General features: G+C 70.6%; 25 protein-coding genes. 12 read left to right on the top strand and 13 right to left on the bottom strand.

Annotation, left to right across the window (positions count from 1 at the left end; translation table 11 throughout):
* The first annotated feature begins 20 nt into the window (after positions 1-20).
* The 9 genes from purU (at position 21) to eda (ending at position 8,494) form a co-directional block, all read left to right on the top strand.
* Positions 21-890 (top strand): formyltetrahydrofolate deformylase, encoded by an 870-nt coding sequence (gene purU / locus ACI7BZ_RS13240; protein ID WP_414117612.1) that lies wholly within the window; start codon positions 21-23, stop codon positions 888-890.
* Between the two features lie 68 nt (positions 891-958).
* Positions 959-1,162 (top strand): hypothetical protein, encoded by a 204-nt coding sequence (locus ACI7BZ_RS13235; RefSeq protein ID WP_414117611.1) that lies wholly within the window; start codon positions 959-961, stop codon positions 1,160-1,162.
* A gap of 317 nt (positions 1,163-1,479) precedes the next feature.
* The gene (gene atzF, locus ACI7BZ_RS13230) at positions 1,480-3,270 is read left to right on the top strand and encodes an allophanate hydrolase (RefSeq protein ID WP_414117610.1); all 1,791 of its coding nucleotides are present in this window, start codon (positions 1,480-1,482) and stop codon (positions 3,268-3,270) included.
* A gap of 181 nt (positions 3,271-3,451) precedes the next feature.
* Entirely contained in the window at positions 3,452-3,664 is a 213-nt protein-coding gene (locus tag ACI7BZ_RS13225; RefSeq protein ID WP_414117608.1) for a hypothetical protein, read from the top strand.
* Between the two features lie 2 nt (positions 3,665-3,666).
* Positions 3,667-4,407, top strand: coding sequence for a zinc ABC transporter ATP-binding protein AztA (aztA, locus tag ACI7BZ_RS13220; protein ID WP_414117607.1), 741 nt, complete (start codon positions 3,667-3,669; stop codon positions 4,405-4,407).
* A 296-nt stretch (positions 4,408-4,703) separates the two neighbouring features.
* On the top strand, positions 4,704-5,576 hold the full coding sequence (locus tag ACI7BZ_RS13215) for a metal ABC transporter permease (RefSeq protein WP_414117606.1): 873 nt from the start codon (positions 4,704-4,706) through the stop codon (positions 5,574-5,576).
* A gap of 13 nt (positions 5,577-5,589) precedes the next feature.
* Complete coding sequence (locus ACI7BZ_RS13210) at positions 5,590-6,573, top strand: metal ABC transporter substrate-binding protein (RefSeq protein ID WP_414117605.1); 984 nt, start codon at positions 5,590-5,592, stop codon at positions 6,571-6,573.
* 76 nt (positions 6,574-6,649) lie between these two features.
* Positions 6,650-7,723 (top strand): CobW family GTP-binding protein, encoded by a 1,074-nt coding sequence (locus tag ACI7BZ_RS13205; protein WP_414117604.1) that lies wholly within the window; start codon positions 6,650-6,652, stop codon positions 7,721-7,723.
* 123 nt (positions 7,724-7,846) lie between these two features.
* Positions 7,847-8,494 carry a bifunctional 4-hydroxy-2-oxoglutarate aldolase/2-dehydro-3-deoxy-phosphogluconate aldolase gene (gene eda / locus ACI7BZ_RS13200; RefSeq protein ID WP_414117603.1) on the top strand — a complete coding sequence of 216 codons (648 nt, stop codon included), beginning with the start codon at positions 7,847-7,849 and terminating at the stop codon, positions 8,492-8,494.
* Between the two features lie 96 nt (positions 8,495-8,590).
* Here eda and ACI7BZ_RS13195 read toward each other — a convergent pair whose 3' ends face one another.
* From ACI7BZ_RS13195 to ACI7BZ_RS13165, 7 genes are all read right to left on the bottom strand, one after another.
* Positions 8,591-8,773 carry a type II toxin-antitoxin system YafQ family toxin gene (locus ACI7BZ_RS13195; protein WP_414117602.1) on the bottom strand — a complete coding sequence of 61 codons (183 nt, stop codon included), beginning with the start codon at positions 8,771-8,773 and terminating at the stop codon, positions 8,591-8,593.
* Between the two features lie 7 nt (positions 8,774-8,780).
* Positions 8,781-9,017 (bottom strand): type II toxin-antitoxin system RelB/DinJ family antitoxin, encoded by a 237-nt coding sequence (locus ACI7BZ_RS13190; RefSeq protein ID WP_414117601.1) that lies wholly within the window; start codon positions 9,015-9,017, stop codon positions 8,781-8,783.
* Positions 9,018-9,110: 93 nt separating this feature from the next.
* Positions 9,111-10,469: an acetyl-CoA carboxylase biotin carboxylase subunit gene (gene accC, locus ACI7BZ_RS13185; protein ID WP_414117600.1), complete on the bottom strand. Its 1,359-nt coding sequence runs from the start codon at positions 10,467-10,469 to the stop codon at positions 9,111-9,113.
* A 28-nt stretch (positions 10,470-10,497) separates the two neighbouring features.
* On the bottom strand, positions 10,498-10,962 hold the full coding sequence (gene accB, locus ACI7BZ_RS13180; protein ID WP_414119167.1) for an acetyl-CoA carboxylase biotin carboxyl carrier protein: 465 nt from the start codon (positions 10,960-10,962) through the stop codon (positions 10,498-10,500).
* Positions 10,963-11,020: 58 nt separating this feature from the next.
* The gene (aroQ, locus tag ACI7BZ_RS13175) at positions 11,021-11,461 is read right to left on the bottom strand and encodes a type II 3-dehydroquinate dehydratase (RefSeq protein WP_414117599.1); all 441 of its coding nucleotides are present in this window, start codon (positions 11,459-11,461) and stop codon (positions 11,021-11,023) included.
* A gap of 220 nt (positions 11,462-11,681) precedes the next feature.
* The gene (locus ACI7BZ_RS13170; protein ID WP_414117598.1) at positions 11,682-12,479 is read right to left on the bottom strand and encodes a DsbA family protein; all 798 of its coding nucleotides are present in this window, start codon (positions 12,477-12,479) and stop codon (positions 11,682-11,684) included.
* 26 nt (positions 12,480-12,505) lie between these two features.
* On the bottom strand, positions 12,506-13,891 hold the full coding sequence (locus tag ACI7BZ_RS13165; protein WP_414117596.1) for a M48 family metalloprotease: 1,386 nt from the start codon (positions 13,889-13,891) through the stop codon (positions 12,506-12,508).
* Positions 13,892-14,273: 382 nt separating this feature from the next.
* On the opposite strand from ACI7BZ_RS13165, the gene ACI7BZ_RS13160 reads away from it, so the two are divergent.
* A complete protein-coding gene (locus ACI7BZ_RS13160) occupies positions 14,274-15,461 on the top strand; it encodes a pyridoxal phosphate-dependent aminotransferase (protein WP_414117595.1) in 1,188 nt (395 codons plus the stop codon).
* 55 nt (positions 15,462-15,516) lie between these two features.
* Positions 15,517-16,194: a leucyl/phenylalanyl-tRNA--protein transferase gene (aat, locus tag ACI7BZ_RS13155; protein ID WP_414117594.1), complete on the top strand. Its 678-nt coding sequence runs from the start codon at positions 15,517-15,519 to the stop codon at positions 16,192-16,194.
* Here aat and ACI7BZ_RS13150 read toward each other — a convergent pair.
* The 4 genes from ACI7BZ_RS13150 to speB all read right to left on the bottom strand — a co-directional run bounded on the left by ACI7BZ_RS13150 (position 16,125) and on the right by speB (position 19,694).
* Positions 16,125-16,787 (bottom strand): DUF2155 domain-containing protein, encoded by a 663-nt coding sequence (locus tag ACI7BZ_RS13150; RefSeq protein WP_414117593.1) that lies wholly within the window; start codon positions 16,785-16,787, stop codon positions 16,125-16,127. The two genes, aat and ACI7BZ_RS13150, sit on opposite strands and share 70 nt — an antisense overlap.
* Before the next feature lie 151 nt (positions 16,788-16,938).
* A complete protein-coding gene (locus tag ACI7BZ_RS13145) occupies positions 16,939-17,349 on the bottom strand; it encodes an NADH:ubiquinone oxidoreductase subunit NDUFA12 (RefSeq protein ID WP_414119166.1) in 411 nt (136 codons plus the stop codon).
* An 89-nt stretch (positions 17,350-17,438) separates the two neighbouring features.
* On the bottom strand, positions 17,439-18,623 hold the full coding sequence (locus ACI7BZ_RS13140; protein ID WP_414117592.1) for a calcium:cation antiporter: 1,185 nt from the start codon (positions 18,621-18,623) through the stop codon (positions 17,439-17,441).
* Between the two features lie 90 nt (positions 18,624-18,713).
* On the bottom strand, positions 18,714-19,694 hold the full coding sequence (gene speB / locus ACI7BZ_RS13135) for an agmatinase (RefSeq protein ID WP_414117591.1): 981 nt from the start codon (positions 19,692-19,694) through the stop codon (positions 18,714-18,716).
* A gap of 215 nt (positions 19,695-19,909) precedes the next feature.
* Here speB and ACI7BZ_RS13130 point away from each other — a divergent pair, with 215 nt between their 5' ends.
* A complete protein-coding gene (locus tag ACI7BZ_RS13130; RefSeq protein ID WP_414117590.1) occupies positions 19,910-21,115 on the top strand; it encodes a GGDEF domain-containing protein in 1,206 nt (401 codons plus the stop codon).
* Between the two features lie 15 nt (positions 21,116-21,130).
* Here the strand turns inward: ACI7BZ_RS13130 and ACI7BZ_RS13125 are convergent, their stop codons facing one another.
* Both ACI7BZ_RS13125 and ACI7BZ_RS13120 read right to left on the bottom strand, forming a co-directional pair.
* Positions 21,131-23,497, bottom strand: a complete 2,367-nt coding sequence (locus tag ACI7BZ_RS13125) for a hypothetical protein (protein WP_414117589.1) — start codon at positions 23,495-23,497, stop codon at positions 21,131-21,133.
* Entirely contained in the window at positions 23,494-24,033 is a 540-nt protein-coding gene (locus ACI7BZ_RS13120; RefSeq protein ID WP_414117588.1) for a sigma factor-like helix-turn-helix DNA-binding protein, read from the bottom strand. Before ACI7BZ_RS13120 ends, ACI7BZ_RS13125 begins: the two co-directional genes overlap by 4 nt.
* Between the last annotated feature and the right edge of the window lie 117 nt (positions 24,034-24,150).

The following is a 24,150-nucleotide window of genomic DNA, read 5'->3' as shown; positions in this document are numbered from 1 at the left end:
AGCCGAGAAGCCTAAGCAAGATGACCACGCCGAGCGATCATTTCATTCTCACCCTCTCCTGCCCCAACCGGCCGGGCATCGTGGCGGGGGTTTCCACCTTCCTGTTCGAGAAGGGCTGCAACATCCTGGAGGCGCAGCAATACGACGCCACCGAGACCGGCCGCTTCTTCATGCGCGTGGTGTTCAACGTGGTGGAGGGCCCTGCCGGCCTCGACGAGATCCGCGACGGCTTCGCCACGGTGGCGCAGGGCTTCTCCCTCACCTGGACCCTGCGCCCGCAGGCGGAGAAGCGGCGGGTGCTGCTGCTGGTGTCGAAGTTCGACCACTGCCTGGCCGACCTGCTCTATCGCTGGCGCATCGGCGAGATTGCCATGGAGATCACCGGCATCGTCTCCAACCACCCGCGCGAGACTTACGCCCATCTCGATTTCGACGGCATCCCCTTCCACTATCTGCCGGTCACCAAGGCCACCAAGCTGGAGCAGGAGACGCAGATCTGGGAGATCTTCCAGCAGAGCCGCTCGGAACTCGCGGTGCTCGCGCGCTACATGCAGGTGCTCTCGGACGGGCTCTCCGCCAAGCTGTCGGGCAAGTGCATCAACATCCACCATTCCTTCCTGCCCGGGTTCAAGGGCGCCAAGCCCTATCACCAGGCCCATGCGCGCGGCGTGAAGCTGATGGGCGCGACCGCCCATTACGTCACCTCCGACCTGGACGAGGGGCCGATCATCGAGCAGGACGTGGAGCGCATCTCCCATCAGGATTCCCCCGACGACCTGGTGCGCAAGGGCCGCGACATCGAACGCCGGGTGCTGGCCCGCGCCATCGCCTGGCATGTGGAGGACCGGGTTCTCCTGAACGGCACGCGCACGGTGGTGTTCCGCGACTGAGCGGGGGCGATCGAACCACAAGGGGGCGCCTGCGTTGTCTTGGGGACGACCCGACACGAGGAGCCCCCATGCCCCGCAATGCCGTGCTCATCGCCGCAGGCCTGGTGCTCGTCCTGGCCCTGTTCTCGGCGAGCCTCTTCTCCAACCGCGGCGGCCCGGAGCCGAGCGAGACCGCGCCGGAGAACATCACCACCCCCAGCGGCAACCCGCCGCCGCTGACCACCTCGCCGGAAACCCCGCCCGGCCGCACCCCGTCCGAGCCGGTGCGTTAGGGCGCGATCCGATCAAATTGAGTCAATTTGATCGGTCAATCGCCCGCTCACTTAAGGATAGAGAACGCGTTATCCGACCAGCTTGCGGTGCAAGCTGGTCGGCGCGTGCTCTAGCGCGCGATCCGACTAGGCTGCACTAATTTTGTGCACACACCGCCTCAAACACCGCCCGCCACGGCCGGACACAAGCCGCGGTGGGCGTTTCATTTTCAGTCATATCATTGATATAAAACACACTTCATAAAATTGCATACAATTGGCGCGTTTCCTGCTAGCTCCCTGCTGCCGCGCCGGTGCGGCACAGATGCGGGCCTTCCATGCAGACCGTCGCCAGCCTTCTTTCCGCCCACAGGTCCGGCGCCCGTTCCGTCGCCGAGACGGTGCGCGGCGTCTACGCCCGGATCGCGCAGCACGACGATCCGGCCATGTTCATCACCCTGCGCCCGGAAGCCGCGGTGCTGGCAGACGCCGCGGCGCTGGCGGCGGCGGGGAACACGGCCCTTCCCCTCTACGGCATCCCGGTGGCGGTGAAGGACAACATCGACGTTGCCGGCCTGCCCACCACCGCCGCCTGCCCCGCCTTCGCTTATGTGCCGGAGCACGACGCCACCGCCGTGGCGCGGCTGAAGGCGGCCGGCGCCCTCATCATCGGCAAGACCAATCTGGACCAGTTCGCCACCGGCCTCGTGGGCGTGCGCTCGCCTTATGGCATTCCGCGCAACGCGTTCAATCCGCAGCTGGTGCCGGGGGGCTCCTCCTCCGGCTCGGCGGTGGCGGTGGCGGCGGGCATCGTGCCGGTTGCGCTGGGCACCGACACGGCGGGCTCGGGGCGGGTGCCGGCCATGCTGAACAACATCGTGGGCCTGAAGCCCTCCCTGGGCCTTGTGCCCAACACCGGCCTCGTGCCCGCCTGCCGGACCCTCGACTGCATCTCCGTCTTCGCCCTCACGGTGGACGACACCATGGCGGTGCTGGAGGTGATGTCCGGCTTCGATCCGCAGGATGCCTATTCCCGCGACCTGCCCCTGGCGCCCCTGTGCGCCGCGCCGCCGGTGCCGGTGCTGGGGGTGCTGGCGCCAGGCCAGCGCGAATTCTTCGGCGACGACGCGGCCGCCCGCGCCTATGCCGACGCGCTTGCGCGCCTTGGCACCATGGGCGCCGTGCTGAAGGAGATCGACTTCGCCCCCTTCGCCGAGACTGCCCGTCTGCTTTATGAGGGGCCCTGGGTGGCGGAGCGCTGGATCGTGGCGGAAAAGCTGCTCACCACCGATCCGCAGGCGGTGCACGAGGTCACCCGCGCCATCACCGAGCCCGGCGGCAAGGCGAGCGCCGCGGACGCCTTCCGCGCCCTGTACCGGCTGAAGGAATTGCGGGCGCAGGTGGCGCCCACCCTGGCCGGCATCGACGCGCTGGTGCTGCCCACCGCGCCCTCGGCCTATACGGTGGCGCAGGTGCTGGCCGACCCCATCCGCCTCAATTCGCGCAATGGCACCTACACCAATTTCGTCAATCTCATGGACCTGTGCGGCATTGCCGTGCCGGCCGCCATCGCGCCCAACGCGGTGCCCTATGGCATCACCTTTCTGGCGCCGGCCGGACAGGACGCGCAGATGGCCGCCCTCGGCCGCGCCTTCGTCGCCACCGCCGCGCTGCCGCTGGGCGCCGACACCGCGCCCGCGCCGCCCGCCCCGCCCCTGCCCGCGCGCAGCGAGCCGGGCCGACTCGACATCTGCGTGTTCGGCGCCCACCTCTCCGGCATGGCGCTGAATGGCGACCTGAAGGCCATGGGCGGGCGCTTCGTGCGCACCGCCGCCACCGCCCCGGCCTATCGCATGAAGCTGCTGCCCGGCGCCGTGCCACGGCCGGGCGTGGTGCGGGTGTGCGCAGACGGCGCCGCCATCGCTGGCGAAATCTGGTCCCTGCCCATGGCCGGGGTGGGCCAGTTGCTGGCCACCATCCCCGCGCCCCTCGGCCTCGGCCAGGTGGAGCTGGAGGACGCCAGCCGCGTCACCGGCTTCCTCGCCGAGGCGGCGGCGCTGGTGGATGCGGCGGACATCACCGCCCACGGCGGCTTCCGCGCCTTCCTGAACACCCCCGCCGGGGCCTGAGGCGGGACCTGAGGCCGCCCCCGCGGGGGAGCGGCGAAAGGGCCGGCGGCGCGGTGAAGATGCAGCACAATCGCGCTGCGGCAGCTGCCGGACGGGCAGGACACGAGGCCGCGAGGAGTGCTGGACAGTCGATCTGATACACTATATCAGAATGCCTGTCCGAAGCGTTCCAGAGCCCCTCATGTCCATGCCGTCTCCTGTCGCCCCCGCCATCGCGCCCTCCGCGCAGGACAGCGGCGCACATCTCCATGCCGCCGCCGCGGGGCATAGGGACGCCCGCCGGCCACGCATCGGCCCCTCGGTGCTGCGCCTGTCGCTGGCCGCGCGCCTGGGCATTGTCGCGGCGCTGCTCCTTCCCCTGTGGGTGGCGGTTTTCCTGGTGGTGCGGGGATAGCCATGACCGCGCAGATTTCCTTTCGCAATCTCACCCTGGGCTATGAGCGCCACCCGGCGGTGCATCACCTCACCGGCGATGTGCGCGCGGGCGCGCTGCTGGCGGTGTGCGGCTCCAACGGCGCCGGCAAATCCACTTTGCTCAAGGGCATCTGCGGCGCGCTGCGCCCGCTGGGCGGCGCCATCGACCGCCATGGCCTGTCCCCGCGCGACATCGCCTATCTGCCGCAGGGGGCGGAGATCGACCGCAGCTTCCCCATCCAGGTCTACGACATGGTGGCCATGGGCCTGTGGCGGCAGGCCGGGCTGTTCGGCGGCATCGGCCGCGCCGATCGCCAGCGCATCGCGGAGGCCATCGCCGCCGTGGGCCTTGAAGGCTTCGAGGCGCGGCCCATCGGCACCCTTTCCGGCGGGCAGATGCAGCGCACCCTGTTCGCGCGCCTGCTGCTGCAGGACGCCCGCGTGATCCTTTTGGACGAGCCCTTCACCGCCCTCGACGCCAAGACCGTGGCCGACCTTGTGGCCCTGGTGCGCCGCTGGCACGGGGAGAAGCGCACCGTCATCGCCGTGCTGCACGATTTCGACCTGGTGCGCGCCACCTTCCCGGAAACCCTGCTGCTCGCGCGCACCCCGGTGGCCTGGGGCCCCACCCCGGAGGCCCTCGGCCCGGACAACCTTCTGAAGGCCCGCCGCCTCGGTGAGGCCTGGCGGGAGGATGCCGGAACCTGTTCCAACGCGGCCTGAACCGGCTGCGCCTGCCTTCCGGCGGCACGGTGCCGCCGCCACGTGCGCTGCGTGCGCGTCACCGCTTGGTGGCCGGCGCGGCACCGCCACCGCTTCTTGGCTTGACCGGGAGCCGGCTCGGCTTCTTCGGGAGGCCGGCCCGACACGCTCCAACCCTCGGGTTCCGGCCTCCCGGCCAAGCCAAGAAGCGCCCGGAGACAATGCCCGGCCACCAGCCCTCGATGGGGGCCGGGCCGGGACCACCGTCCTCCCTGCAGAAGGCGCGGGCGCCAGAGACCCGGCCGCAAGAGACCCGAATGAACCTCTATGAGACCCTCATCGCTCCCTTCGTGGAGTTCGAATTCATGCGCCGGGCGCTGGCGGGCGTGTTCGCCCTGTCGCTGGGGGCGGGGCCGCTCGGGGCGTTCCTCATGTTGCGGCGCATGTCGCTGACCGGCGACGCCATGGCCCATGCCATCCTGCCCGGCGCGGCCATCGGCTTCCTGTTCGCCGGCCTCAACCTTTACGCCATGACCGCCGGCGGGCTGGCCGCCGGGCTGCTGGTGGCGGTGGGCGCCGGCGTGGTGGCGCGGGCCACGGGCATGAAGGAAGACGCCTCCCTCGCCGCCTTCTATCTCATCTCTTTGGCCCTTGGCGTGCTCATCGTGTCGCTGAAGGGCTCGAACGTGGACCTGCTGCACGTGCTGTTCGGCACCGTGCTGGGCATCGACGATGCGACCCTCATCCTGATCGCCGTCATCAGCACCCTCACCCTTCTCACCCTCGCCGTCATCTGGCGCCCGCTGGTGCTGGAATGCGTGGACCCCACCTTCCTGGCCTCGGTGAGCCGGGCCGGCGGAGTGAGCCACATCGCCTTCCTGTCGCTGGTGGTGATGAACCTGGTGGGCGGTTTCCACGCTTTGGGCACCCTGCTGGCGGTGGGGCTGATGATGCTGCCGGCGGCGACCGGGCGCTTCTTCGCCCGCGACCTTACCTCCCTGGTGGCCCTGGCCACCCTCGTGGCCTTCGTCTCGGGCACCATCGGCCTTCTCGTCTCCTACCACCTCGGCACGCCGTCCGGGCCGTCCATCATCCTGGTGGCCGGCCTCGCCTACGGACTTGCCGTGATCTTCGGCCCGGCAGGCGGCCTCCTGTTCCGCATCCTGCCGCGGCGCCATCTCGAAGCCTGAAAGGGAATTGCCCATGTTCACGCGACGCCTTCTCCTCGGCATACTCGCCGGCGCGGCCCTGGCCGGCCCCGCCTTCGCGCAGGGTGCGCCGGAGGCCGCCGGGAAGCTGCCGGTGGTGGCCTCCTTCTCCATCCTCGGTGATTTCGTGAAGCAGGTGGGCGGCGACCGCGTGTCCGTCGCCACCATCGTCGGCCCCAACGGCGACGCCCACGTCTACCAGCCCACCCCGGCCGATGCGAAGCGCGTGGCCGCGGCCAAGGTGGTGTTCGTGAACGGCCTGGGCTTCGAGGGCTGGATGGACCGCCTCATCAAGGCCTCCGGCACCAAGGCCACCATCGTGGTGGCCACCAAGGGCGTCACCCCGCGCACCGATGCGGACGATGACGACGACAAGGACCACGGCAAGGGCGCGGCCAAGGGCGCCGACAAGCATGACCATGGCAAGGACAAGCATGGCCACGACCACGGCGGCATCGACCCCCACGCCTGGCAGTCCATCGCCAACGCCAAGGTCTATGTGGCCAACATCCGCGACGGGCTGATCGCCGCCGATCCCGACGGCCGCACCACCTATGACGCCAACGCCGCCGCCTACCTCGCCAGGCTCGACGCGCTGGAGACGCAGGTGAAGGCCGCCATCGCCGCCATTCCCGAGGCGCAGCGGCGCATCATCACCTCGCACGACGCCTTCGGCTATTTCGGCGAGGCCTATGGCCTCATCCTCATCTCCCCCGAAGGCGTCTCCACCGAGAGCGAGGCCTCGGCCAAGGACGTGGCGCGCATCATCCGCCAGATCAAGGCGCAGAAGATCCCCGCCGTGTTCATGGAGAACATCTCCGACCCGCGGCTGATGCAGCGCATCGCCAAGGAAACCGGCGCCAAGATCGGCGGCGATCTCTATTCCGACGCCCTGTCCGATGACAAAGGCCCGGCGAGCACCTACATCGACATGATGAACTCCAACGTGCGCGCCCTTTCCGCCGCCCTGGCGAGCTGAAGGCACGCATCTCCCGACGACGAGGCGCGGCGGCCGACAGCAGCGGGCCGCCCGCCGCCATTCGAGGTGTGACCCCATGGCTGAAACGCAGGCCGAGAAGATCCCCGTCACCGTCCTCACCGGCTATCTCGGCGCAGGCAAGACCACGCTGCTCAACAGCATCCTCTCCCAGCCGCACGGCAAGAAGTTCGCGGTGATCGTGAACGAATTCGGCGAGATCGGCATCGACAACGACCTCGTGGTCGGCGCCGACGAGGAAGTGTTCGAGATGAACAACGGCTGCGTGTGCTGCACCGTGCGCGGCGACCTCATCCGCGTCATCGACGGGCTGCTGCGCCGCAAGGGGGCCTTCGACGGCATCATCGTGGAGACCACCGGCCTTGCCGACCCCGCGCCCGTCGCCCAGACCTTCTTCGTGGACGAGGAGGTGCAGGCCAGGACCCGGCTCGACGCCGTGGTCACGGTGGCCGACGCCAAATGGCTCAGCGACCGGCTGAAGGACGCGCCCGAGGCCAAGAACCAGGTGGCGTTCGCCGACGTGATCCTGCTCAACAAGACCGATCTCGTCACCGCCGCCGAGCTGGACGAGGTGGAAGCCCGCATCCGCGGCATCAACCCCTATGCCAAGCTCTACCGGACGCAGAAGTCGCAGATCGACGTCTCCCGGGTGCTGAACCAGGGCGCCTTCGACCTCGACCGCATCCTGGAGATCGAGCCCGCCTTCCTGGAGGAGGAGGAGCACCACCACCATGATCACGAGCACGGGCCGGACTGCGGCTGCGGCGATGACCACGGGCACGGCCATGGGCACGACCATGGCCACCACCATCACGGCCTGAAGGCGGTGCACGACGCGGAGATGCAATCGGTGTCGTTTGCCACCGACAAGCCCCTGGACCCGGACAAATTCTTCCCCTGGGTGCAGAATCTCGTCGCCACCGAGGGCCCCAACATCCTGCGCTCCAAGGGCATCCTCTCCTTCGCCAACGACCCGGACCGCTTCGTGTTCCAGGGCGTCCACATGATCCTGGACGGCGACCACCAGCGCCCCTGGAAGGATGACGAGGCGCGATCGAGCCGCATCGTCTTCATCGGCCGCAAGCTGGACGGCAAGGCTTTGGAGGCCGGTTTCCTCTCCTGCGTCGCCTGAGGCCGCGACACCGGGCATGGCGGGGCGGGGCTGCCCCTCCCCGCTCCACCATACCAGTGTATGGCACTCGACAGCGGCCGCGGAATGCGGTTCAACGGCGGCGGCATTGGGAGAACACACGTCATGAGCCTGCCGAGCCCGCTCGCCTTTGTGGCGAAAGCCCCGGTTGTCCCCGTCGTCGTCATCGAGCGCATCGAAGATGCGGTGCCCCTGGCCCGCGCGCTGGTGGAGGGCGGCCTGCCCCTCATCGAGGTGACGCTGCGCACGCCGGTGGCGCTGGATGCCATTCAGCGGGTGGCGCGCGAGGTGGAAGGCGCCATCGTCGGCGCCGGCACGGTGGTGAGCGAAGCGCAGATCGCAAGCTCCATCGCCGCCGGGGCCACCTTCCTCGTCAGCCCCGGCACCACGCCCAACCTTTTGGATGCCTTCGCGGAATGCCCCATTCCGGTGATGGCCGGCTGCGCCACCGCATCCGAGGCCATGCGCCTTGCCGAGCGTGGCTTCGAGGTGCTGAAATTCTTCCCCGCCGAAGCCTCGGGCGGCGCCGCCTTCCTGAAATCCATCGCCGGCCCCCTGCCCCACCTGCGCTTCTGCCCCACCGGCGGCATCGGCCCGGCCAATGTGGCGGACTATCTGGCCCTGCCCAATGTGGTGGCGGTGGGCGGCTCGTGGGTGGTGCCGGCGGACGCCATCAAGGCCGGCGACTTCGCCAGGGTGCGCGAGCTTGCCGCCGCGGCGGCCGGGCTGAAGCGGGCGGCGCAGTTCGGCTGAAACAAGAGTTCGGCTACGGCCCGGCCCCTGGCGCACGCGCCGCACGGCTTGCATCGCCACCTGTGCGGCGGGCGGGTGCCGGCCCTGGTGCTGCTTCTATTCGAAGAGCTCGGCGTGGGTCCCCGCCCGAACGAAATTTATCGAATTGCCTACGACCTGATAGAGCAGAAGAAAATCGCCGCCGATGTGGCATTCACGGTGATCGGCCCAGTCGCCTTTCAGGGGGTGGTCCAGCCATTCCGGCCCTAACGGCATGTCATTCGCAACCAGCTGCAACATGACATCTTTAAGACGCAGCCCGGGCCTGTCGCGCCTCCATCATGGCACGCGACTCGGCCATGGCTGCTTGCGTTTCGGCATTCGGAATCTTCATTTCCAGAGGCAGCGCCTTGTCACGGGCAATGCGCGTCAAGGTCAGCCGGATCGCATCCGAAACGGTCAATCCGAAATAGTTCAGGACGGCCTCGGCCTCGTCCTTCACGCTTTCATCGACCCGGGCGCGAACAAATGTCGTCGTCGCCACGATGCGCCTCCATTCCTGAGCCTTCTGTCGCTCAATTGAGCTACACAAACAAGAGGCCCGGAATGGCACCGAGACGCTCACAGAGCGCGCCCCTCACACGCCCTTGCTGCCCTCGCCCTCGGCCAGGAAGTGCTCCAGCCAGTGGATGTCATATTTGCCCTCGGCGATGTCCCGGGTGCGCACCAGCACGCGGAACAAAGGCAGCGTGGTGTCGATGCCGTCCACCACGAACTCGTCCAGCGCCCGGCGCAGGCGGCGCAGGCACTCGTCCCGGGTCTTGCCGTGCACGATCAGCTTTCCCACCAGGCTGTCGTAGGTGGGGGGGATGACGTAGCCCTGATAGGCGTTGGAATCCACGCGGATGCCGAGGCCGCCGGGCACGTGGTAATGGGTGATCCGGCCCGGGGACGGGCGGAAGGTGGTGGGATGCTCGGCGTTCACGCGGCACTCGATGGCGTGGCCCTCGATCACCACATCCTTCTGGGTCAGCGTCAGCGGCTCGCCGGCCGCCACGCGGATCTGCTCGTTGATCAGGTCGATGCCGGTGACCATCTCCGTCACCGGATGCTCCACCTGGATGCGGGTGTTCATCTCGATGAAGTAGAACTTCCCGTTCTCGTACAGGAATTCGATGGTGCCCACGCCGATGTAGCCCAGCTTGCGCATGGCGCTCGCGCAGGTCTCGCCGATTTCCTCGCGCTGGGCGGCGGTGATCACCGGCGAGGGCGCCTCTTCCCACACCTTCTGGTGCCGGCGCTGGAGAGAGCAGTCGCGCTCGCCCACATGGATGGCGTGGCCCTTGCCGTCGCCCAGCACCTGCACTTCGATGTGGCGCGGGGTGGAGAGGTATTTCTCCAGATATACGGCATCGTCGCCGAATGCCGCCTTGGCCTCGGTGCGGGCGGTGGAGAGGGCCTGGGAGAGGTCCTCCTTGGTCATCGCCACCTTCATGCCGCGCCCGCCGCCGCCGGCGGCGGCCTTCACCAGCACGGGAAAGCCGATCTCGGCCGCGACCCGGTGGGCCTCCTCGTCCGAATGGATGCCGCCGTCGGAGCCCGGCACCACGGGAATGCCGAGGCTCTGCGCGGTCTTCTTGGCCTCGATCTTGTCGCCCATGATGCGGATGTGCTCCGCCTTGGGGCCGATGAAATGGATGTTGTGGTCGGCCAGGATCTCGGCGAAGCGGGCATTCTCCGCCAGGAAGCCGTAGCCGGGATGCACCGCATCCGCCCCCGTGATCTCGCAGGCCGCGAGCAGCGAGGGAATGTTGAGGTAGCTCTCGCGGGCCGGCGGCGGGCCGATGCACACGCTCTCGTCGGCGAGGCGCACATGCATGGCGTCGGCATCGGCGGTGGAATGCACCGCGACCGTGGCGATGCCCAGCTCCTTGCAGGCGCGCAGGATGCGCAGGGCGATCTCGCCGCGGTTGGCGATGAGGATTTTTCTGAACATCAGCGGTGCCTGCCTGATCCGGACGCGTTCATTCGATGATGAGCAGCGGCTCGCCATATTCCACGGGCTGGGCGTTGCCCACGAGGATGCGCGTGACCGTTCCCGAGCGCGGCGCGGGAATGGCGTTCATCGTCTTCATGGCCTCGACGATGAGCACCGTCTGGCCCTCGCGCACGCTGGCGCCCACCTCGATGAAGGGGGCGGCGCCGGGCTCGGCGGCGAGATAGGCCGTGCCCACCATGGGCGAATTGACCACGCCGGGATGCTTGGAGAAATCCGCCACGGCCTCCGCCGCCACGGCGGCCGGCGCCGCCGCCACGGCCGGCGCGGCAAGCGCGGCGCCCTGGGCGATGGTGATGGGCGCAGGCGCGCGCACCACGCGGATGCGCAGGCCCTCGTGCTCCACCTCGATCTCGGTGAGATCGCTGCCGGACAGGAGGTCCGCAATCTCCTTGACGATGGCGGTGTCGATGGGGGGCTTGTTGGGGTTCATCATGGTCCTGCTCTGGACGGCCGGTCGCGGCCGCACGAGGGATGTGGGATAGGACGCCTCACGGCGTCGGCGGCAGGCCGGCAAGGGCGCGCAGGCCCAGAACGTAGCTCTGCGGCCCGAAGCCGCAGATCACGCCGCGCGCCACCGGCGAGAGGAAGGAGTGGTGGCGGAACGCCTCCCGCGCGAACACGTTGGAGAGGTGCACCTCGATGGTGGGCACCCCCACCGCGGCCACCGCGTCGCGCAAAGCGACGGAGGTGTGGGTGTAGGCCGCCGCATTCAGCACGATGCCCCGCGCCCCGCGCGCCGCCTGGATCAGGTCCACCAGCGCGCCTTCCGAATTGGTCTGGCGGAAGACGATGGCAAAGCCCAGCGCCGCGCCTTCGGCGTGGCAAAGCGCCTCCACGTCGGCAAGGGTCGCGGCACCATAGATGCCTGGCTCGCGTGTGCCGAGGAGGTTGAGATTCGGCCCGTTCAGGACGTGGACGGTATCGGACATCCGTGACTGATCTGCCACCGGCCCCTTCGGCCGGATTGCTGCCTTATAGGGGTGCGCGGCCCGCAAGGAAAGAGCGGCGCGCGCGCCGCGCGGCGCTGTGGACGGGCGCCGGCCCCCCGCCCCGCCACGGCGGGCGGGGCGGGAGGGTTGCGCGCGCGGCGCGGCCGGCGGCCGGGCGGGCGGCCGCCGCCAGGGAGCGGCGATGCTACTTGCCCGCCTGCTACTTGCCCGCCTGCTGCTTGCGGGCCTCGCCCACGGCGGCCTTCAGCTTGTCGAAGCCGACGGCGCCGATCACCACCTGGTCGCCCACCACGTAAGAGGGGGTGCCGTTCAGGGCGAGGGCCTCGGCAATCTTCATGCTCTCGTCCAGCGTGGCGTTCAGCTCCGGCGAGGTGGCCTGCTTCTGGATCGCGGCGGGGTCGATGCCCACGTCCTTCGCCACCTGCAGCGCCTTGGCGCGGTCCACCTGGCCGCGGCTGCCGAGCAGGGCCTGATGGAAGGCCATGTACTTGTCCGGCGCGGCGAGGCGCACCGCCACCGCCACCTGGGCGGCTTCCACCGAGCCCTGGCCGAGCACCGGGAATTCCTTCAGCACCACCCGCAGGTTCGGGTCCTGCTTGATCAGCTCCTGCAGGTCGGACAGCGCCTTCTTGCAGTATCCGCAATTATAATCAAAGAACTCCACCAGCGTCACATCGCCCTTCGGATTGCCGATGACGATACCCCGCGGCGAGCTCACCAGGAGCGGCCTCAGCTCGGCCACCGCCTTGCTGCGCTGGGAGGCCTCCGCCACCATCTGGCGCGATTCCAGAACGGAGATGGCCTCCTGCAGCACTTCGGGATTCTGGACGAGATACTCACGGATGATGGTGCCCAGCTCCTTCTTCTCCGCATCGGTGAAGGCGGCTGCGGGGCTCGCCAGAAGGGCGACGGCCGAAGCGGCCGCCAGCGCCAGCGAGGCGAAGCGGGCGGCGAGGCGCTTGAGGCCGGTGCGGGGCGAGCCCGGATGCGGGGACATGAAATTCTCCTGGTGGTGAGAGGGCATCACTGGTCTCGATTGGCCGCGCTCTTGGGCGGCTTGTAGTTCACGAGGTCGTCGGCCTTCAGCCAGCCGGGGGTGCCCTGCGGGAAGCGCTGGCGCGCCCGCGCGGCAAGCTCGCGGCCGGTCTTGAACTCGCCCGAGGCGAAATAGCCGTGGGCGGCGGCGAGGTCCGCATTGGCCACGTCGCCGTTGCGGCCATAGGCCATGGCCAGCGAGCGCCACGCGCTCGCCGAATTGGGATCGCGCTGGGTGGCCTGCACCAGCTCGCGGATGGCCTCGGCGGTGTAGGCGGGATTGCCCGACTGCACCAGCGCCTGCCCCAGCATGGAGCGGATGAGCGGCGCGCCGTTGGTCATGGCCACCACCTTGCGCAGGGGCGCCACCGATTCGGCGGCCCGCCCGCTCTCCAGCAGGGCCTGGCCCTTCAGCTCCTGGAAATAGGGATTGGCCGGCTCGCGGGCGATCAGCGCGTCGATCTGGGCGATGGCGGAGGAGACGTTGCCGAAGCGAAAGGCGGAGATCGCCCGCGCATATTGGGCGGCCATGGAACCGTCGCTGGCGGGATAGCGCCGCGCCACCACCTCCGGCCGCTCGGTGAAGCCGATGAGCTTGGCCCGCATCAGGTCATGCCGCGCCTGCAGGGCCGGCGGGTCCTTGGTGTTGTAATAGGGGCTCGCCTTAGCCAGCTCCTCCAGCGCGGCGATGCGCTCGCGCGCCATGGGATGGCTGAGCAGATAGGGGTCCACCCTCTGGTTGATGAAGAGCTGGTCGCTCTGGAAGCGCTCGAACGTCTCGATCATGCCCTTGGCGGACTGGCCGGTGGCGTTGAGATATTTCACCGCCGAGCGGTCCGCCGCCTGCTCCTCGCCGCGCTGGTAGCTGAGCAGGGAGCGACGGATCGCCTCCTGCGGGGCGGTCATGGCGGCCGCGCCCATGCTGCCCAGGTCGCGCCCGCTCACGCCGCCGGCAGCGCCGGCCGCCATGCCGCCGGCCGCCAGCAGCATGGCCACGATGGCCATGGTCTGGGCGCCGGCCAGCTGCTCGCGCATGCGCGCCAGATGGCCGCCGGCGATGTGCCCGGTCTCATGGGCGAGCACGCCGATGATCTGGTTCGGCGTGGTCGAATCCACCAGCGCGCCGGTGTTGACGAAGATGCGCCGCCCGTCCGCCACGAAGGCGTTGAACGAGCGATCGGAGATGAGCACCACCTCCACATTCTGCTGGGCGAGGCCCGCGGCCTTCAGGATGGGCCGGGTGTAGTCGCGCAGCAGCGCCTCGATCTCGGTGTCGCGGATGGTGGTGGGGCGCCGCTGCCCCTGCTCCTGCGCCAGCGCGCCATGGAGCGGCAGCGCCAGCGCGGCGACGAGCGCCGCCCAGCGTCCCAGCATCGCCCAGCGTCCCACGATCGACCAGCGCCCCGGGACCGCCACGCCGCAGCGCGGCACCGGCGGGGTTCTGCACAGGGAAGACATGCTGAGAAAACCCATGCCCATGGCTGCTCGGCTTCGCTCCGTTCCTTCAACCCGACTCACAATGCCCCCCCGGGGCGTCCGCCGCCCCGGCAGCCGGCACCGGCAGCCCCCTTGGCGCATGGAAAATCCCGCGCTACGAAACCGCCGGACACTGGCGCCCGCCGGCCCACCGGTCAATGCACCGGGCTTCACGTTGGGGCGAACAGGCCTCAGGGACAGTCAGATTAAGGCGGCAGCGCGGCAACCCGGCGCCTGGGGCACCCGGCGGCCCCTGCCGCAGCAGGAAAGACCCCACGTCATGGCCGCAGCGCCCGTTTCCCCCGCCCGCGCCACCGTGCTGTCCCGGCGCAGCGCCGTGGAGCCCTTCATCGTCATGGACGTGATGGAGCATGCCGCGCGCATCGAGGCGGCCGGCGGCCATGTGATCCACCTGGAAGTGGGCCAGCCCGCCGCGCCCGCGCCGCTGGTGGCGCGACAGGCCGCCGCAGCCGCCCTGGCGGCCGGACAGGTGGGCTACACCGCCGCCCTCGGCATTCCGGCCCTGCGCGCCCGCATCGCCCGCCATTATGGCGAGGTGCATGGCCTGGCGGTGGACCCGGAGCGCATCGTCGTCACCAACGGCTCGTCCGGCGGCTTCGTGCTAGCCTTCCTCGCCCTGTTCGAGCCCGGCGACCGGGTGGCCATCGCCGCCCCCGGCTATCCGCCCTACCGGCACGTGCTCACGGCGCTGGGCTGCGAGCCGGTGCTGATCGAGACCCGCGCCGAGGACCGCCACGCCCTCACCCCCGCCCAGCTCTTGGCCGCCCACCGGCAGGCGCCGCTGAAGGGGGTGCTGGTGGCAAGCCCGGCCAACCCCACCGGCACCATGATGGACCGGCCGGCGCTGGCCGCCCTGCACGCCTGCGCCCGCGACCTGAACCTCGCCTTCATCTCCGACGAGATCTATCACGGCCTGGACTACGCCTTCCCCGCCGTGAGCGCGGCGCAGATCGGCGAGGATGTGACCGTCATCAATTCCTTCTCCAAATATTTCTGCATGACCGGCTGGCGCGTGGGCTGGATGGTGGTTCCCCCCGGCGTATCGCGCACCATGGAGCGGCTGCAGCAGAATTTCTCCATCTGCGTGCCCACCCTCTCGCAGATCGCCGCCGACGCCGCCTTCGAGGGCCGCGCCGAGATGGACGGCGTGAAGGCAGGCTATGTGGAGAACCGCCGCATCCTCACCCAGGGCCTGCCCGCGGCGGGGCTCTCGCGCTTCCTGCCGGCCGATGGCGCCTTCTATCTTTATGCCGACGTGTCCGACTTCACCGACGATTCCGCCGCCTTCGCCCGCCGCATGCTGGACGAGGCCCATGTGGCGGCGACCCCCGGGGTGGATTTCGACCCCTTCCACGGCCGCCGCTTCCTGCGTTTCTCCTATGCCGGCTCGCCGGCGCACATGGCGCAGGCGGTGGAGCGCATCGGCGCCTTCCTGAAGCGCGGGTGAGGCCGGCGCCGCATCGCGCCATACAGTTGCAAGATTTGCTGCTAATCTGGCAGGCATGAGCCGGCTGAGCGACCAGATCGTCGAGATCACCCCCGAGGTGCTGCTGAAGGCCTATGCCTGCGGCATCTTCCCCATGGCCGAGAGCGCCGACGACCCCGGGCTCTACTGGATCGAGCCCGAGCGGCGCGGCATCATCCCGCTGGACGGCTTCCGCCTCTCCTCCCGCCTCGCCCGGACGGTGCGCTCGGACAAGTTCGAGGTGCGGGTGGACCACGACTTCGAAGGCGTCATCGACGGGTGCGCCGAGCCGCAGGAGGGGCGGGACAAGACCTGGATCAACGAGCGCATCCGCAAGCTCTACGGCGAGCTATTCGCCCGCGGGCGCTGCCACACGGTGGAAGCCTGGCGCGACGGCAAGCTGGTGGGCGGGCTCTACGGGGTGCGGCTCGGCGCCGCCTTCTTCGGCGAAAGCATGTTCCACCGCGAGCGGGACGCCTCGAAGGTGGCCCTCGTCCATCTGGTGGGGCGCCTCATCGCCGGCGGCTTCCGGCTGCTGGACACCCAGTTCGTCACCAGCCACCTCACCACCTTCGGCGCGGTGGAGGTGTCGCGGCGCCAGTATCACCGCATGCTCGACCACGCGCTGCAGACGGAAGGCGATTTCTATTGCTGGCCCGCCGACCGGGCCGTGACCGGGGCGCTGGCCCTGCAGCCGATCAGCCACACGTCATAGATGGGGTGCTCCACCGCGTGGAGGCCCGGGCTGGAGGCGAACATCCAGCCGGTGAAGATGCGCTTGGCCTGGCCCTTCAGCGTCACCTCGTTCACCTCGGTGAAGGAGGTGGTGTTCTGCGTCTCGGTGACCGGGCGGGTGTAGCAGGCCCGCGGCGTCACCTGCAGCGCGCCGAACTGGGCGGTTTCGCCCATGGCCACGTCGAACGAGGTGATGCGCCCGGTGATCTTGTCGAGCCCGGCATAGACGGCGAAGGCGTTGGGAATCTTCTGCGCCGGCGGCTGCACCACCATCACGTCGCCGCCCGCGTCGGAACCGGGGGCGGGCGCCATGGGCGGGGCGGCGGAGGGCTGGGGCGGGCCGCCCCCCGGGGACACCTGCGGCGCCCCCAGCGGCGCGCGCTGGACCACGCCGGGGGTGGTGGGGCGCGGGGCCGGGGGAGCGGCGGGCACCGCCTGCCGCGGGGCAGGAATGGTGCCCGGCGGCGGCAAAGGCGACTGCTCGATGACGCCGCGCGACTGCGCAATCGCCTGCGACGCCGCGCCGAGAAGAAGCGCCGCGGCGAGAAGCGGAACAGTGCGGATCAAGCGCATAAGGTCATCAACCTGTCGAAAGGGAACGGCCGGCCCGGGCCCAGCCCCTTCTGATCGCCCAAATCGGGCAGCGGCAAGGCGGGCACTCCGGCTCCGGACGCAAACGGGCCGGCGGCAAGCCGCCGTGCGCGGGCGTCCCCGCCGGAACGGCCTATTCGCCGGGGGACCAGGCCTTGTAGTCGCCGGTGACGCGGGGCCGCAGGCCGCCCGCCAGCACCGAGCCCTTGGGCCGGTAGGCGCCGGGGGTGCCGGTCATGTTGCGGCGATGCGGCTTCTGCCAGGAGCGGGGAGCATAGGTTTCGTCCACCGGCGGGGTGTCCACGCGGTGATGAATCCAGCCCCACCAGCCCGGCGGAATGGTGGAGGCCTCCGCATAGCCGGGATAGATCACCCAGCGGCGCTCAAAGCCGAGGGTGGGGTCCACCGCGCCGCCCTTGGTGCGGAAGTAGCGGTTGCCCAGCTCGTCCTCGCCGACGAACTCGCCATAGCGGCGGGTCCACAGCCAGGTGCCGGCCGTCTGCTTGTGCCACCAGGTGAAGATGTAGAGCAGGAAGGTCTTCACGGCCCGCGCCTCGTTGGAAATTCGGGCGGAACATGCCATCTGGCCCCTGCCATGTCCACCCGCCTTGCCGCCGCACGGGGGCTGGCGCCTCAGGGCGCGAACAGCAGCAGCACATAGACGCAGAAGACGATGAGGTGCACCACGCCGTTGAGCGCGTTGGTCTTGCCCGTGCCGAACGACAGGATGGCCAGCACGAAGGTGAGCAGCAGCATGGTGCGGTCCTCATTGTCGAGGCCGAGCACCATGGGTTCGCCGATCAGCACGCTGATGGCCGCCATGGCGGGAATGGTCAGCGCGATGGTGGCCAGCGCCGAGCCGAGGGCGATGTTCAGGGACTGCTGCAGATGGTTGCGCGCCGCCGCCCGCACCGCGCCGATGGCCTCCGGCATGAGCACGAGGGCCGCCACCAGCGCGCCGGTCACCGCGTCCGGGTCCTCCAGCGCGAAATGGGCGAGGAAATCCTCGAACCCCGCCGCCACATGCTTCGAAAGCAGCACCACGGCGCACAGGCAGAGCACCAGCATGGCCAGCGCCAGGACGAACCGGCCGGCGGAAACAGCCCCCGCCGCATGACCGGCTCCGGGCGTCCCGCCCGCATGACCGGCCCCGGGCGCCCCGCCCGCATGACCGGCCCCGGGCGTCCCGCCCGCATGGCCCGCTCCCGGCGTCCCCTCAAAATCCTCGCGGTGGCGCACGGTCTGCATGTAGAGGAAGGCGCCGTAGAGGGCGATGGCGATGGCCGCCACATAGACCAGCTGGACCGTGGAGAAGGTGCCGGTGGCTCCGGCCCGCGTCTCGCTGGGCAGAATCAGCAGCATCACCCCCAGCGCGATCATTACCGAGAGATAGCCGGAGACCCCCTGCTGCTGGATGGTCTGCTCCCGGTGCTTCAGCCCGCCGAGCAGCAGGCACAGGCCGACGATGGCCGTGTTCACGATCATCAGCACCGACAGCACCGATTCGCGGGCGAGGGTCGGGTTGTTGCCCTTGTGCAGCATCATGGAGGCGATCACCGACACTTCGATCACCGTGACCGACAAGGTGAGCACCAGCGTGCCGAAGGGCTGGCCGACGCGATCGGCCACCAGGTCCGCATGGGCGACGGTGCAGAAGGCCGCGCCGCACAGCAGGGCCACCGCCAGCAGCGCGGCAAAGGGCGCCGCCGGGCCGTGCGCCGCCGGCGCCAGGGCGGGCCATGCGGCGAGCGCCGCCGCCAGCACCAGCGCCGCGACCGGCAGGATATAGCTGAAGGCTCCCGGCCGGCTCCCCGTCACGTCTGCGCTCCCGTGCTTTCGTGCCCGCTTCGCCCGTCGCTCTCCCACATTTGCTGCAGCGCGGCAAGCCGCCGCGGGCCGGCTCCGCGCTCAGGGCGAAACCGCGTGGCCCCGCTGCGCCCGGTCGGCCAGCAGGCACAGATAGACGGAGGCGAGGGTGGCCCCGGCCAAAGCGGTGATCTCCGCGTGGTCGTAGGGCGGCGACACCTCCACCACGTCGAACCCCTTCAGGTCCAGGCCGCCGAGCCGACGCAGGCAGCAGATGACCTCCCGGGTGGACAGCCCGCCGCACACCGGCGTGCCTGTGCCCGGCGCAAAGGCGGGGTCGAGGGCGTCGATGTCGAAGGAGAGGTAGACCGGCACATCCCCCACCCGCTCGGTGATGCGACGGGCCAGGGCGGCCGGCCCCATCTCGCCGGCGGTCAGCGCGTCCACGATGTCGATTCCATAGGTCTGCGGCGCGTGGGTGCGGATGCCCACCTGGATGGAGCGGTCCACCCGGATCAGCCCGTCCTTCACCGCGCGGGTGATCATGGTGCCGTGGTCCACGCGGTCACCGGCATCGTCCCAGGTGTCTTGATGGGCGTCGAATTGCACCAGCGCCACCGGCCCGCCGAGCCGCGCGGTGAGGGCGCGCAGCACCGGATAGGTCAGAAAATGGTCGCCCCCCAGGGTCACCAGATGGGCGCCGCGCCCGTAATGGGCCGCCGCCTGCGAGGCGATGGCCTCGGGGATGCCGGCGGGCAGGCCGTAGTCGAACACGCAGTCGCCGCCGTCGGCCACGTCCAGCGTGGCGAAAGGATCGAAGCCGAAGGGAAAGAAAGGGTCGCCGTCCAGGATGGAGGAGGCGGCGCGGATCGCCCGCGGGCCGAAGCGGGTGCCCGGCCGGTTCGACACCGCCACGTCCAGCGGCACGCCCCATACCACCACCTGCGCCCCGCCGCCGTCGCGCGCATAGCGCCGGCGCAGGAAGGAGGTGACGCCGGAATAGTTCGGCTCCGTGGACTGGCCGTGGCGAAAGCCGGGTTCGAGGGCGCGGTCCACCGGGCGGGGAAGGGACGGGGCGGCCATGAGATCCTCGCGGTAGCAAGAGGGGGGCGAAGCGCCGGCATCATACCGGCACCGGCCGGCCGCGCCATGGGGGCCGCGGGCGGCCGCCCCGTTACAAAATTGCTTGCAGACCGACCATCGACGCAATTTTTGCCCCTTGTGGCCTACACGCCCATGGTGCATGTAGGTGGCAATAAGTGACGTTGCGTGTAGCGGAGCATCGAGAACCCGACCTCATGTTCTTTCACGTCCAGACCACACTTCTCATAGCGGCTCTGGTCGGCGTGATGCTCGGGGGCATGCAATTGCTTGCCAGCCAGCGGCTGCAGGCCACCCCCCTCGCCTACTGGGCGGCAGCGAGCCTTTCCCTTTCATCCGCGTGCGCCTTCTTCGCCCTGCGCCGCGAGCTGGGCATTCCGGTCAGCGTGCTGGCGGGCAATGGGCTTGTCTTCCTCGGCACCGGCCTGCTGCTCAGCGGCATCCGCACGTTCGACGGCCGCCGCGCCCGGCTCGACCTGGTGGTGCTGGTGTCCCTCGCCGGGGTTGCGGCCCTCGCCGTGTCCGTGGCGGAAGGCGACCGGATGGCGGAGCGCGTCACCATCGCCTCGCTGCTGGTGGCCGTGCTCGCCGCCATGGCCGGCTCCGCCTTGATCCGGCGCAGCGATTTCGGCCCGCTGCTGTCGCGCTTCGCGTCCGGCGTGCTCCTTCTGGGGGTGGCGGCCGCCTTTGCCGTGCGTGGTCTCGTCGCCTGGTCCGGCTTTGCCCCGGATTTGGGCGCGCTGAACAATCTTGCGGACCTGATGATGATTCTGGCGGCCACCGTGCTGGTGGTCGCCTGGAGCTTCGGCAGCCTGTTCATGGTGCTGGAACGGCTCGCCTCGGTGGATGACCTCACCGGCCTGCTCAATCGCCGCGCCACGCTGCAGCAGGCGCAGCGGCTGCTTTCGGCAGCCAAGGGCCACGGCCGCCCGCTGGCGGTGCTGCTGGCCGACCTCGACCATTTCAAGTCGGTGAACGACCGGTTCGGCCATGAGGTGGGCGACACGGTGCTGCGCCATTTCGCCTGGGTGCTGCGCTCCGCCGTGCGTCCACGGGACGTGGTGGGTCGCCACGGCGGCGAGGAATTCTGCATCGTCCTGCCGGGCGCGGATGGGCCCGCCGCCCTCGCCGTCGCCGAACATCTGCGCCATCTCGCCGAGCGTGAATTGTACCGGGTGGACGGATACGAAACCCGCGTCACCCTCACCATCGGCGTCGCCTGCTTCAGCGGCGCCACGGGCGAATTGTGCGAGGTGAAGGATCTCATCGGCGCGTCCGATGCGGCCCTGTACCGGGCCAAGCTGGACGGTCGCAACCGGGTGGCCGGCTCCGGGCATTCGCCCCTGGAGGCCGGCCGGCTGCCGCTGGACGACGCCCGCATCGCCGCCGGCCCGTCCACCTGAAGCGGCGGCGGCGCCTCATTCCGGCGCGAGGCGCCCGCGATAGACCACCGTCTCCCCGGGGCCGGCGCCGGCCTCGATGGCCCGTTCCGCCGCCTCCTGCGTGACCACCACCTCCGATGTCCGCAACCCGGCCGTTCCCAGCTGGGGCAGGTCCGGCACGCGCGCCGCCAGGCCGGCGGAAAAGGCGCCCAGATGGAGCGGCGCGCGCCCCTGCGCCACCAGCCAGAGGCGGTAGGTCTGCCCCTCCCCCGGCGCCGGCGCGAACGCCCGCACGAACACGGCACCGCTCGCCGGATCGACCCGCACGGCAACCACCGGCAGCGGCTCCGGCTGCAGCACGCCCACCCAGTGCCCGCCACGCGGCCAGACCCATTCGCGATAGGCCGTATAAGCCGCAAGGCCAAGGCCGACAGCGGCCAGCAGCAGCGCCACCGCCCGCCAGCGGGCCAGGGCGGCGGTCCGCGCCGGCGGGGCGGCAGGCTCTGCCGCCGGGCCCGGCCGCGCGGCGGAATCGGGCAGGGCCGACACCGCGCCGGAGGCCACCGCCTCGGCCCAGCGCGGCAGGGGAAGCCCGTCCGCCGTGCCATCGGCGGAAGAGGCGGAAGGGGCATCACCGGTACCATCGGCGGGGGCGGCGTCCTGTGAGGCCGGCGCCGGGGCTTCGCCGGCCTCCGCAGCAACTCGCGTTTTGCCGGCCTCCGCCGGAACTCGCGTTTCGCCGGCCTCCGCCGGAACCCGCGTTTCGCCGGCCTCCGCCGGAACTCGCGTTTCGCCGGCCTCCGCCGGAACTCGCATTTCGCCGGCCTCCGCCGGAACTCGCGTTTTGCCGGCCTCCGCCGGCATGGACGCAAGGAGCACAGGCGATGGCGCGTCCTGCACGGGTGCCGCGCCGGGGGTCACAACGGGCGAAGCCACGGCGGTTCCGGCCGCACCGCCGTCGATGACGGACAGGCGGGCCTCGACAGCCGGTGGAGCAGCGCCGGCCACCGGGACGGCGGGGACGGGGGCGGCGCCGGCCTGCGTAACGTCAAGGGACAGGGACAGCGCGGCTTCCCCAGCCGCCGCCAGCACAGCGGCGGAGACCGGCACGGCCTCCGCCACCAACGGCACCGGCCCCTGCACTGGCAAGGATGGCGGCGGCCCCTCGGCGCCGGGTGGCGCCGCGGGCGTGAACGAAGCGCCTTCCGGCGCGGGCAAGAGTAAAGCGCCTTCCGGCACGGGGAAGAGTAAAGCGCCTTCCGGCGCGGGGGAGAGCGAAGCGCCATCCGGCGCGGGGGCGGGTGCAGGGCCTTCCGGCGTCGGCTCAGTCCCTTCCAGCGCGAGCGCAGGCGCGACACCCTCCGGCGCAGGCGACGCACCCTCCCGCCCGAGCACCGGCGCAGCGCCGCCCTGCCCCGACGCAGGCGAAGATCCTTCCGGCACGGGCGCCGATGCCGCCCCCTCCTGCCCCGGCCCCGGCGCCGCGCCGTCTGCCACGGCGCCCGCCTCCACCTCGGCAACCGGCGTGGCCGGCTCAAGGAACATGAAGGCCGGCGGCGGCGTCAGGGGCTCCGGCGGCGGACGCGGACGGGGCGGCGCGGCAGGGGGCGCGGCAGGGGGCGCGGGGATTGGATTCGGTGCAGGACCGGTGGCGGGGACACCCGCAGCACGTCCCTCAGAGCCCGCCACAGGATTCGCCACAGGGCTCACGGCGGGACGCCCCGCAGCCTTCGGTGCCGGCGCCTCCGCCACTGCCGGCACCGGCTTTGCGGCCGGAGCGGGCGCCGGGCGCGGGCCCTCCCGCTCCACGAATCCTTCCGCCGCGGCCTGCCGGACGGCGGCGCCCAGGGTTCGCACGGCCGGGGCGCGCGCCTCCGCAGTGCGCGCATCTGACGGCGCGGCGGCCGCCGGCCCAGGCTCGGGGGCGGCCGGCCAGCGCCGGCGCGGCGCCGCCTCGCCGGCGGCCGCATCACGCCCGCCGCTGAACGGGCGCGTCAGCAGGCGGCCGATCTTCGCGAAGGCCCCGGACCGCTCGCGCGGGCGGCTGCGGAGCACGGGACGCCCCGGCTCGGCGGGCGGGGCTGGCGGAACCGGGCGTGGATGCCCGCCCGAAGGGGCCGCGGCAAGGGTGGCCTCCCGGATGTCGGCGGCGATGGCCCGCCACAAGGCGGAGGGCGGCGCCACCGGAACGGCAAGCTCGTGCAGCGGCGACAGCCGTCGCTCCCACTGGCGCACCAGGCTGGCGAAGCCGGGATCGGACAGCAGCCGCGCCCGGGCGAGGCTGCGCTCCTCCGGGTCCAGCGTGCCGAGCACATATTCCACCGCCAGCGTGCGCTCCGCCTCGCTCACCACTGCCAGGGCGGGCGACCTCGGGTCCCGGGGCGCGGGCGAAGGCGCCTTCATGCCCGCCGCCCGAGGCAGGCGCCGAGCTGGGCCACGCTGCGGGCCATCCACGCCCTTATGCCCGCGGCCGGCGCATCGAAATAGACCGAGAGCGCCTCGCGGCTCCAGCCGTCATAAAAGGCCAGCAGCACCATGCGCCGCCGCTCCTCCGGCAGCTTACCGAGGCAGGCCAGAAGGCGGGAGAGGGCCGGGCTGTGCCGGTCGGTCGCCAGCGGATCGTCGCCGCGCAGGGCGGCGTCGAACGGCTCGAACGCATCGCCCACCGGGCGCTGCCACGCCATGTCGAGGGCGCAGCTGCGGGCGATGGCGACCATCCAGCAGACCGGGTCCTCCTGTGGCTTGAGGGTGTGCGCCTCCGCATGGATGCGCCCGTAGGCCTGGCGCAGCGCCAGCGCCGCCAGCTCCGGCCGCCGCAGCAGCCGGAGCACGATGCCGTAGAGCCGGGGACTCGTCAGGTGGTACACGTCCTCGAACGCGCGGCGGTCGCCGGCGGCGACCGCATCAAGGAGGGCGTGGACCTTGCGGGCTGGCGTCACGGATGGCCCTCGCTCGGAGATGAAGCCGGGCAGAGGCTAACGGAGCGGGAGCCGGTATTGGAAGCCTGGAAGCGGGGTCGCCACCCGCAACGCGGGTAAAAAAACACGCTGCATTGC

Source organism: Xanthobacter sp. AM11 (genome assembly GCF_047444035.1).
Lineage (GTDB): Bacteria > Pseudomonadota > Alphaproteobacteria > Rhizobiales > Xanthobacteraceae > Xanthobacter.
This window is presented reverse-complemented; position numbering and strand designations above follow the sequence as displayed.

Coding starts and splice junctions, on each gene's coding strand:
- purU (WP_414117612.1), top strand. CDS start 21: ATGACCACGCCGAGCGATCATTTCATTCTCACCCTCTCCTGCCCCAAC.
- ACI7BZ_RS13235 (WP_414117611.1), top strand. CDS start 959: ATGCCCCGCAATGCCGTGCTCATCGCCGCAGGCCTGGTGCTCGTCCTG.
- atzF (WP_414117610.1), top strand. CDS start 1,480: ATGCAGACCGTCGCCAGCCTTCTTTCCGCCCACAGGTCCGGCGCCCGT.
- ACI7BZ_RS13225 (WP_414117608.1), top strand. CDS start 3,452: ATGTCCATGCCGTCTCCTGTCGCCCCCGCCATCGCGCCCTCCGCGCAG.
- aztA (WP_414117607.1), top strand. CDS start 3,667: ATGACCGCGCAGATTTCCTTTCGCAATCTCACCCTGGGCTATGAGCGC.
- ACI7BZ_RS13215 (WP_414117606.1), top strand. CDS start 4,704: ATGAACCTCTATGAGACCCTCATCGCTCCCTTCGTGGAGTTCGAATTC.
- ACI7BZ_RS13210 (WP_414117605.1), top strand. CDS start 5,590: ATGTTCACGCGACGCCTTCTCCTCGGCATACTCGCCGGCGCGGCCCTG.
- ACI7BZ_RS13205 (WP_414117604.1), top strand. CDS start 6,650: ATGGCTGAAACGCAGGCCGAGAAGATCCCCGTCACCGTCCTCACCGGC.
- eda (WP_414117603.1), top strand. CDS start 7,847: ATGAGCCTGCCGAGCCCGCTCGCCTTTGTGGCGAAAGCCCCGGTTGTC.
- ACI7BZ_RS13195 (WP_414117602.1), bottom strand. CDS start 8,773: ATGTTGCAGCTGGTTGCGAATGACATGCCGTTAGGGCCGGAATGGCTG.
- accC (WP_414117600.1), bottom strand. CDS start 10,469: ATGTTCAGAAAAATCCTCATCGCCAACCGCGGCGAGATCGCCCTGCGC.
- accB (WP_414119167.1), bottom strand. CDS start 10,962: ATGAACCCCAACAAGCCCCCCATCGACACCGCCATCGTCAAGGAGATT.
- aroQ (WP_414117599.1), bottom strand. CDS start 11,461: ATGTCCGATACCGTCCACGTCCTGAACGGGCCGAATCTCAACCTCCTC.
- ACI7BZ_RS13170 (WP_414117598.1), bottom strand. CDS start 12,479: ATGTCCCCGCATCCGGGCTCGCCCCGCACCGGCCTCAAGCGCCTCGCC.
- ACI7BZ_RS13165 (WP_414117596.1), bottom strand. CDS start 13,891: ATGCTGGGACGCTGGGCGGCGCTCGTCGCCGCGCTGGCGCTGCCGCTC.
- ACI7BZ_RS13160 (WP_414117595.1), top strand. CDS start 14,274: ATGGCCGCAGCGCCCGTTTCCCCCGCCCGCGCCACCGTGCTGTCCCGG.
- aat (WP_414117594.1), top strand. CDS start 15,517: ATGAGCCGGCTGAGCGACCAGATCGTCGAGATCACCCCCGAGGTGCTG.
- ACI7BZ_RS13150 (WP_414117593.1), bottom strand. CDS start 16,787: ATGCGCTTGATCCGCACTGTTCCGCTTCTCGCCGCGGCGCTTCTTCTC.
- speB (WP_414117591.1), bottom strand. CDS start 19,694: ATGGCCGCCCCGTCCCTTCCCCGCCCGGTGGACCGCGCCCTCGAACCC.
- ACI7BZ_RS13130 (WP_414117590.1), top strand. CDS start 19,910: ATGTTCTTTCACGTCCAGACCACACTTCTCATAGCGGCTCTGGTCGGC.
- ACI7BZ_RS13125 (WP_414117589.1), bottom strand. CDS start 23,497: ATGAAGGCGCCTTCGCCCGCGCCCCGGGACCCGAGGTCGCCCGCCCTG.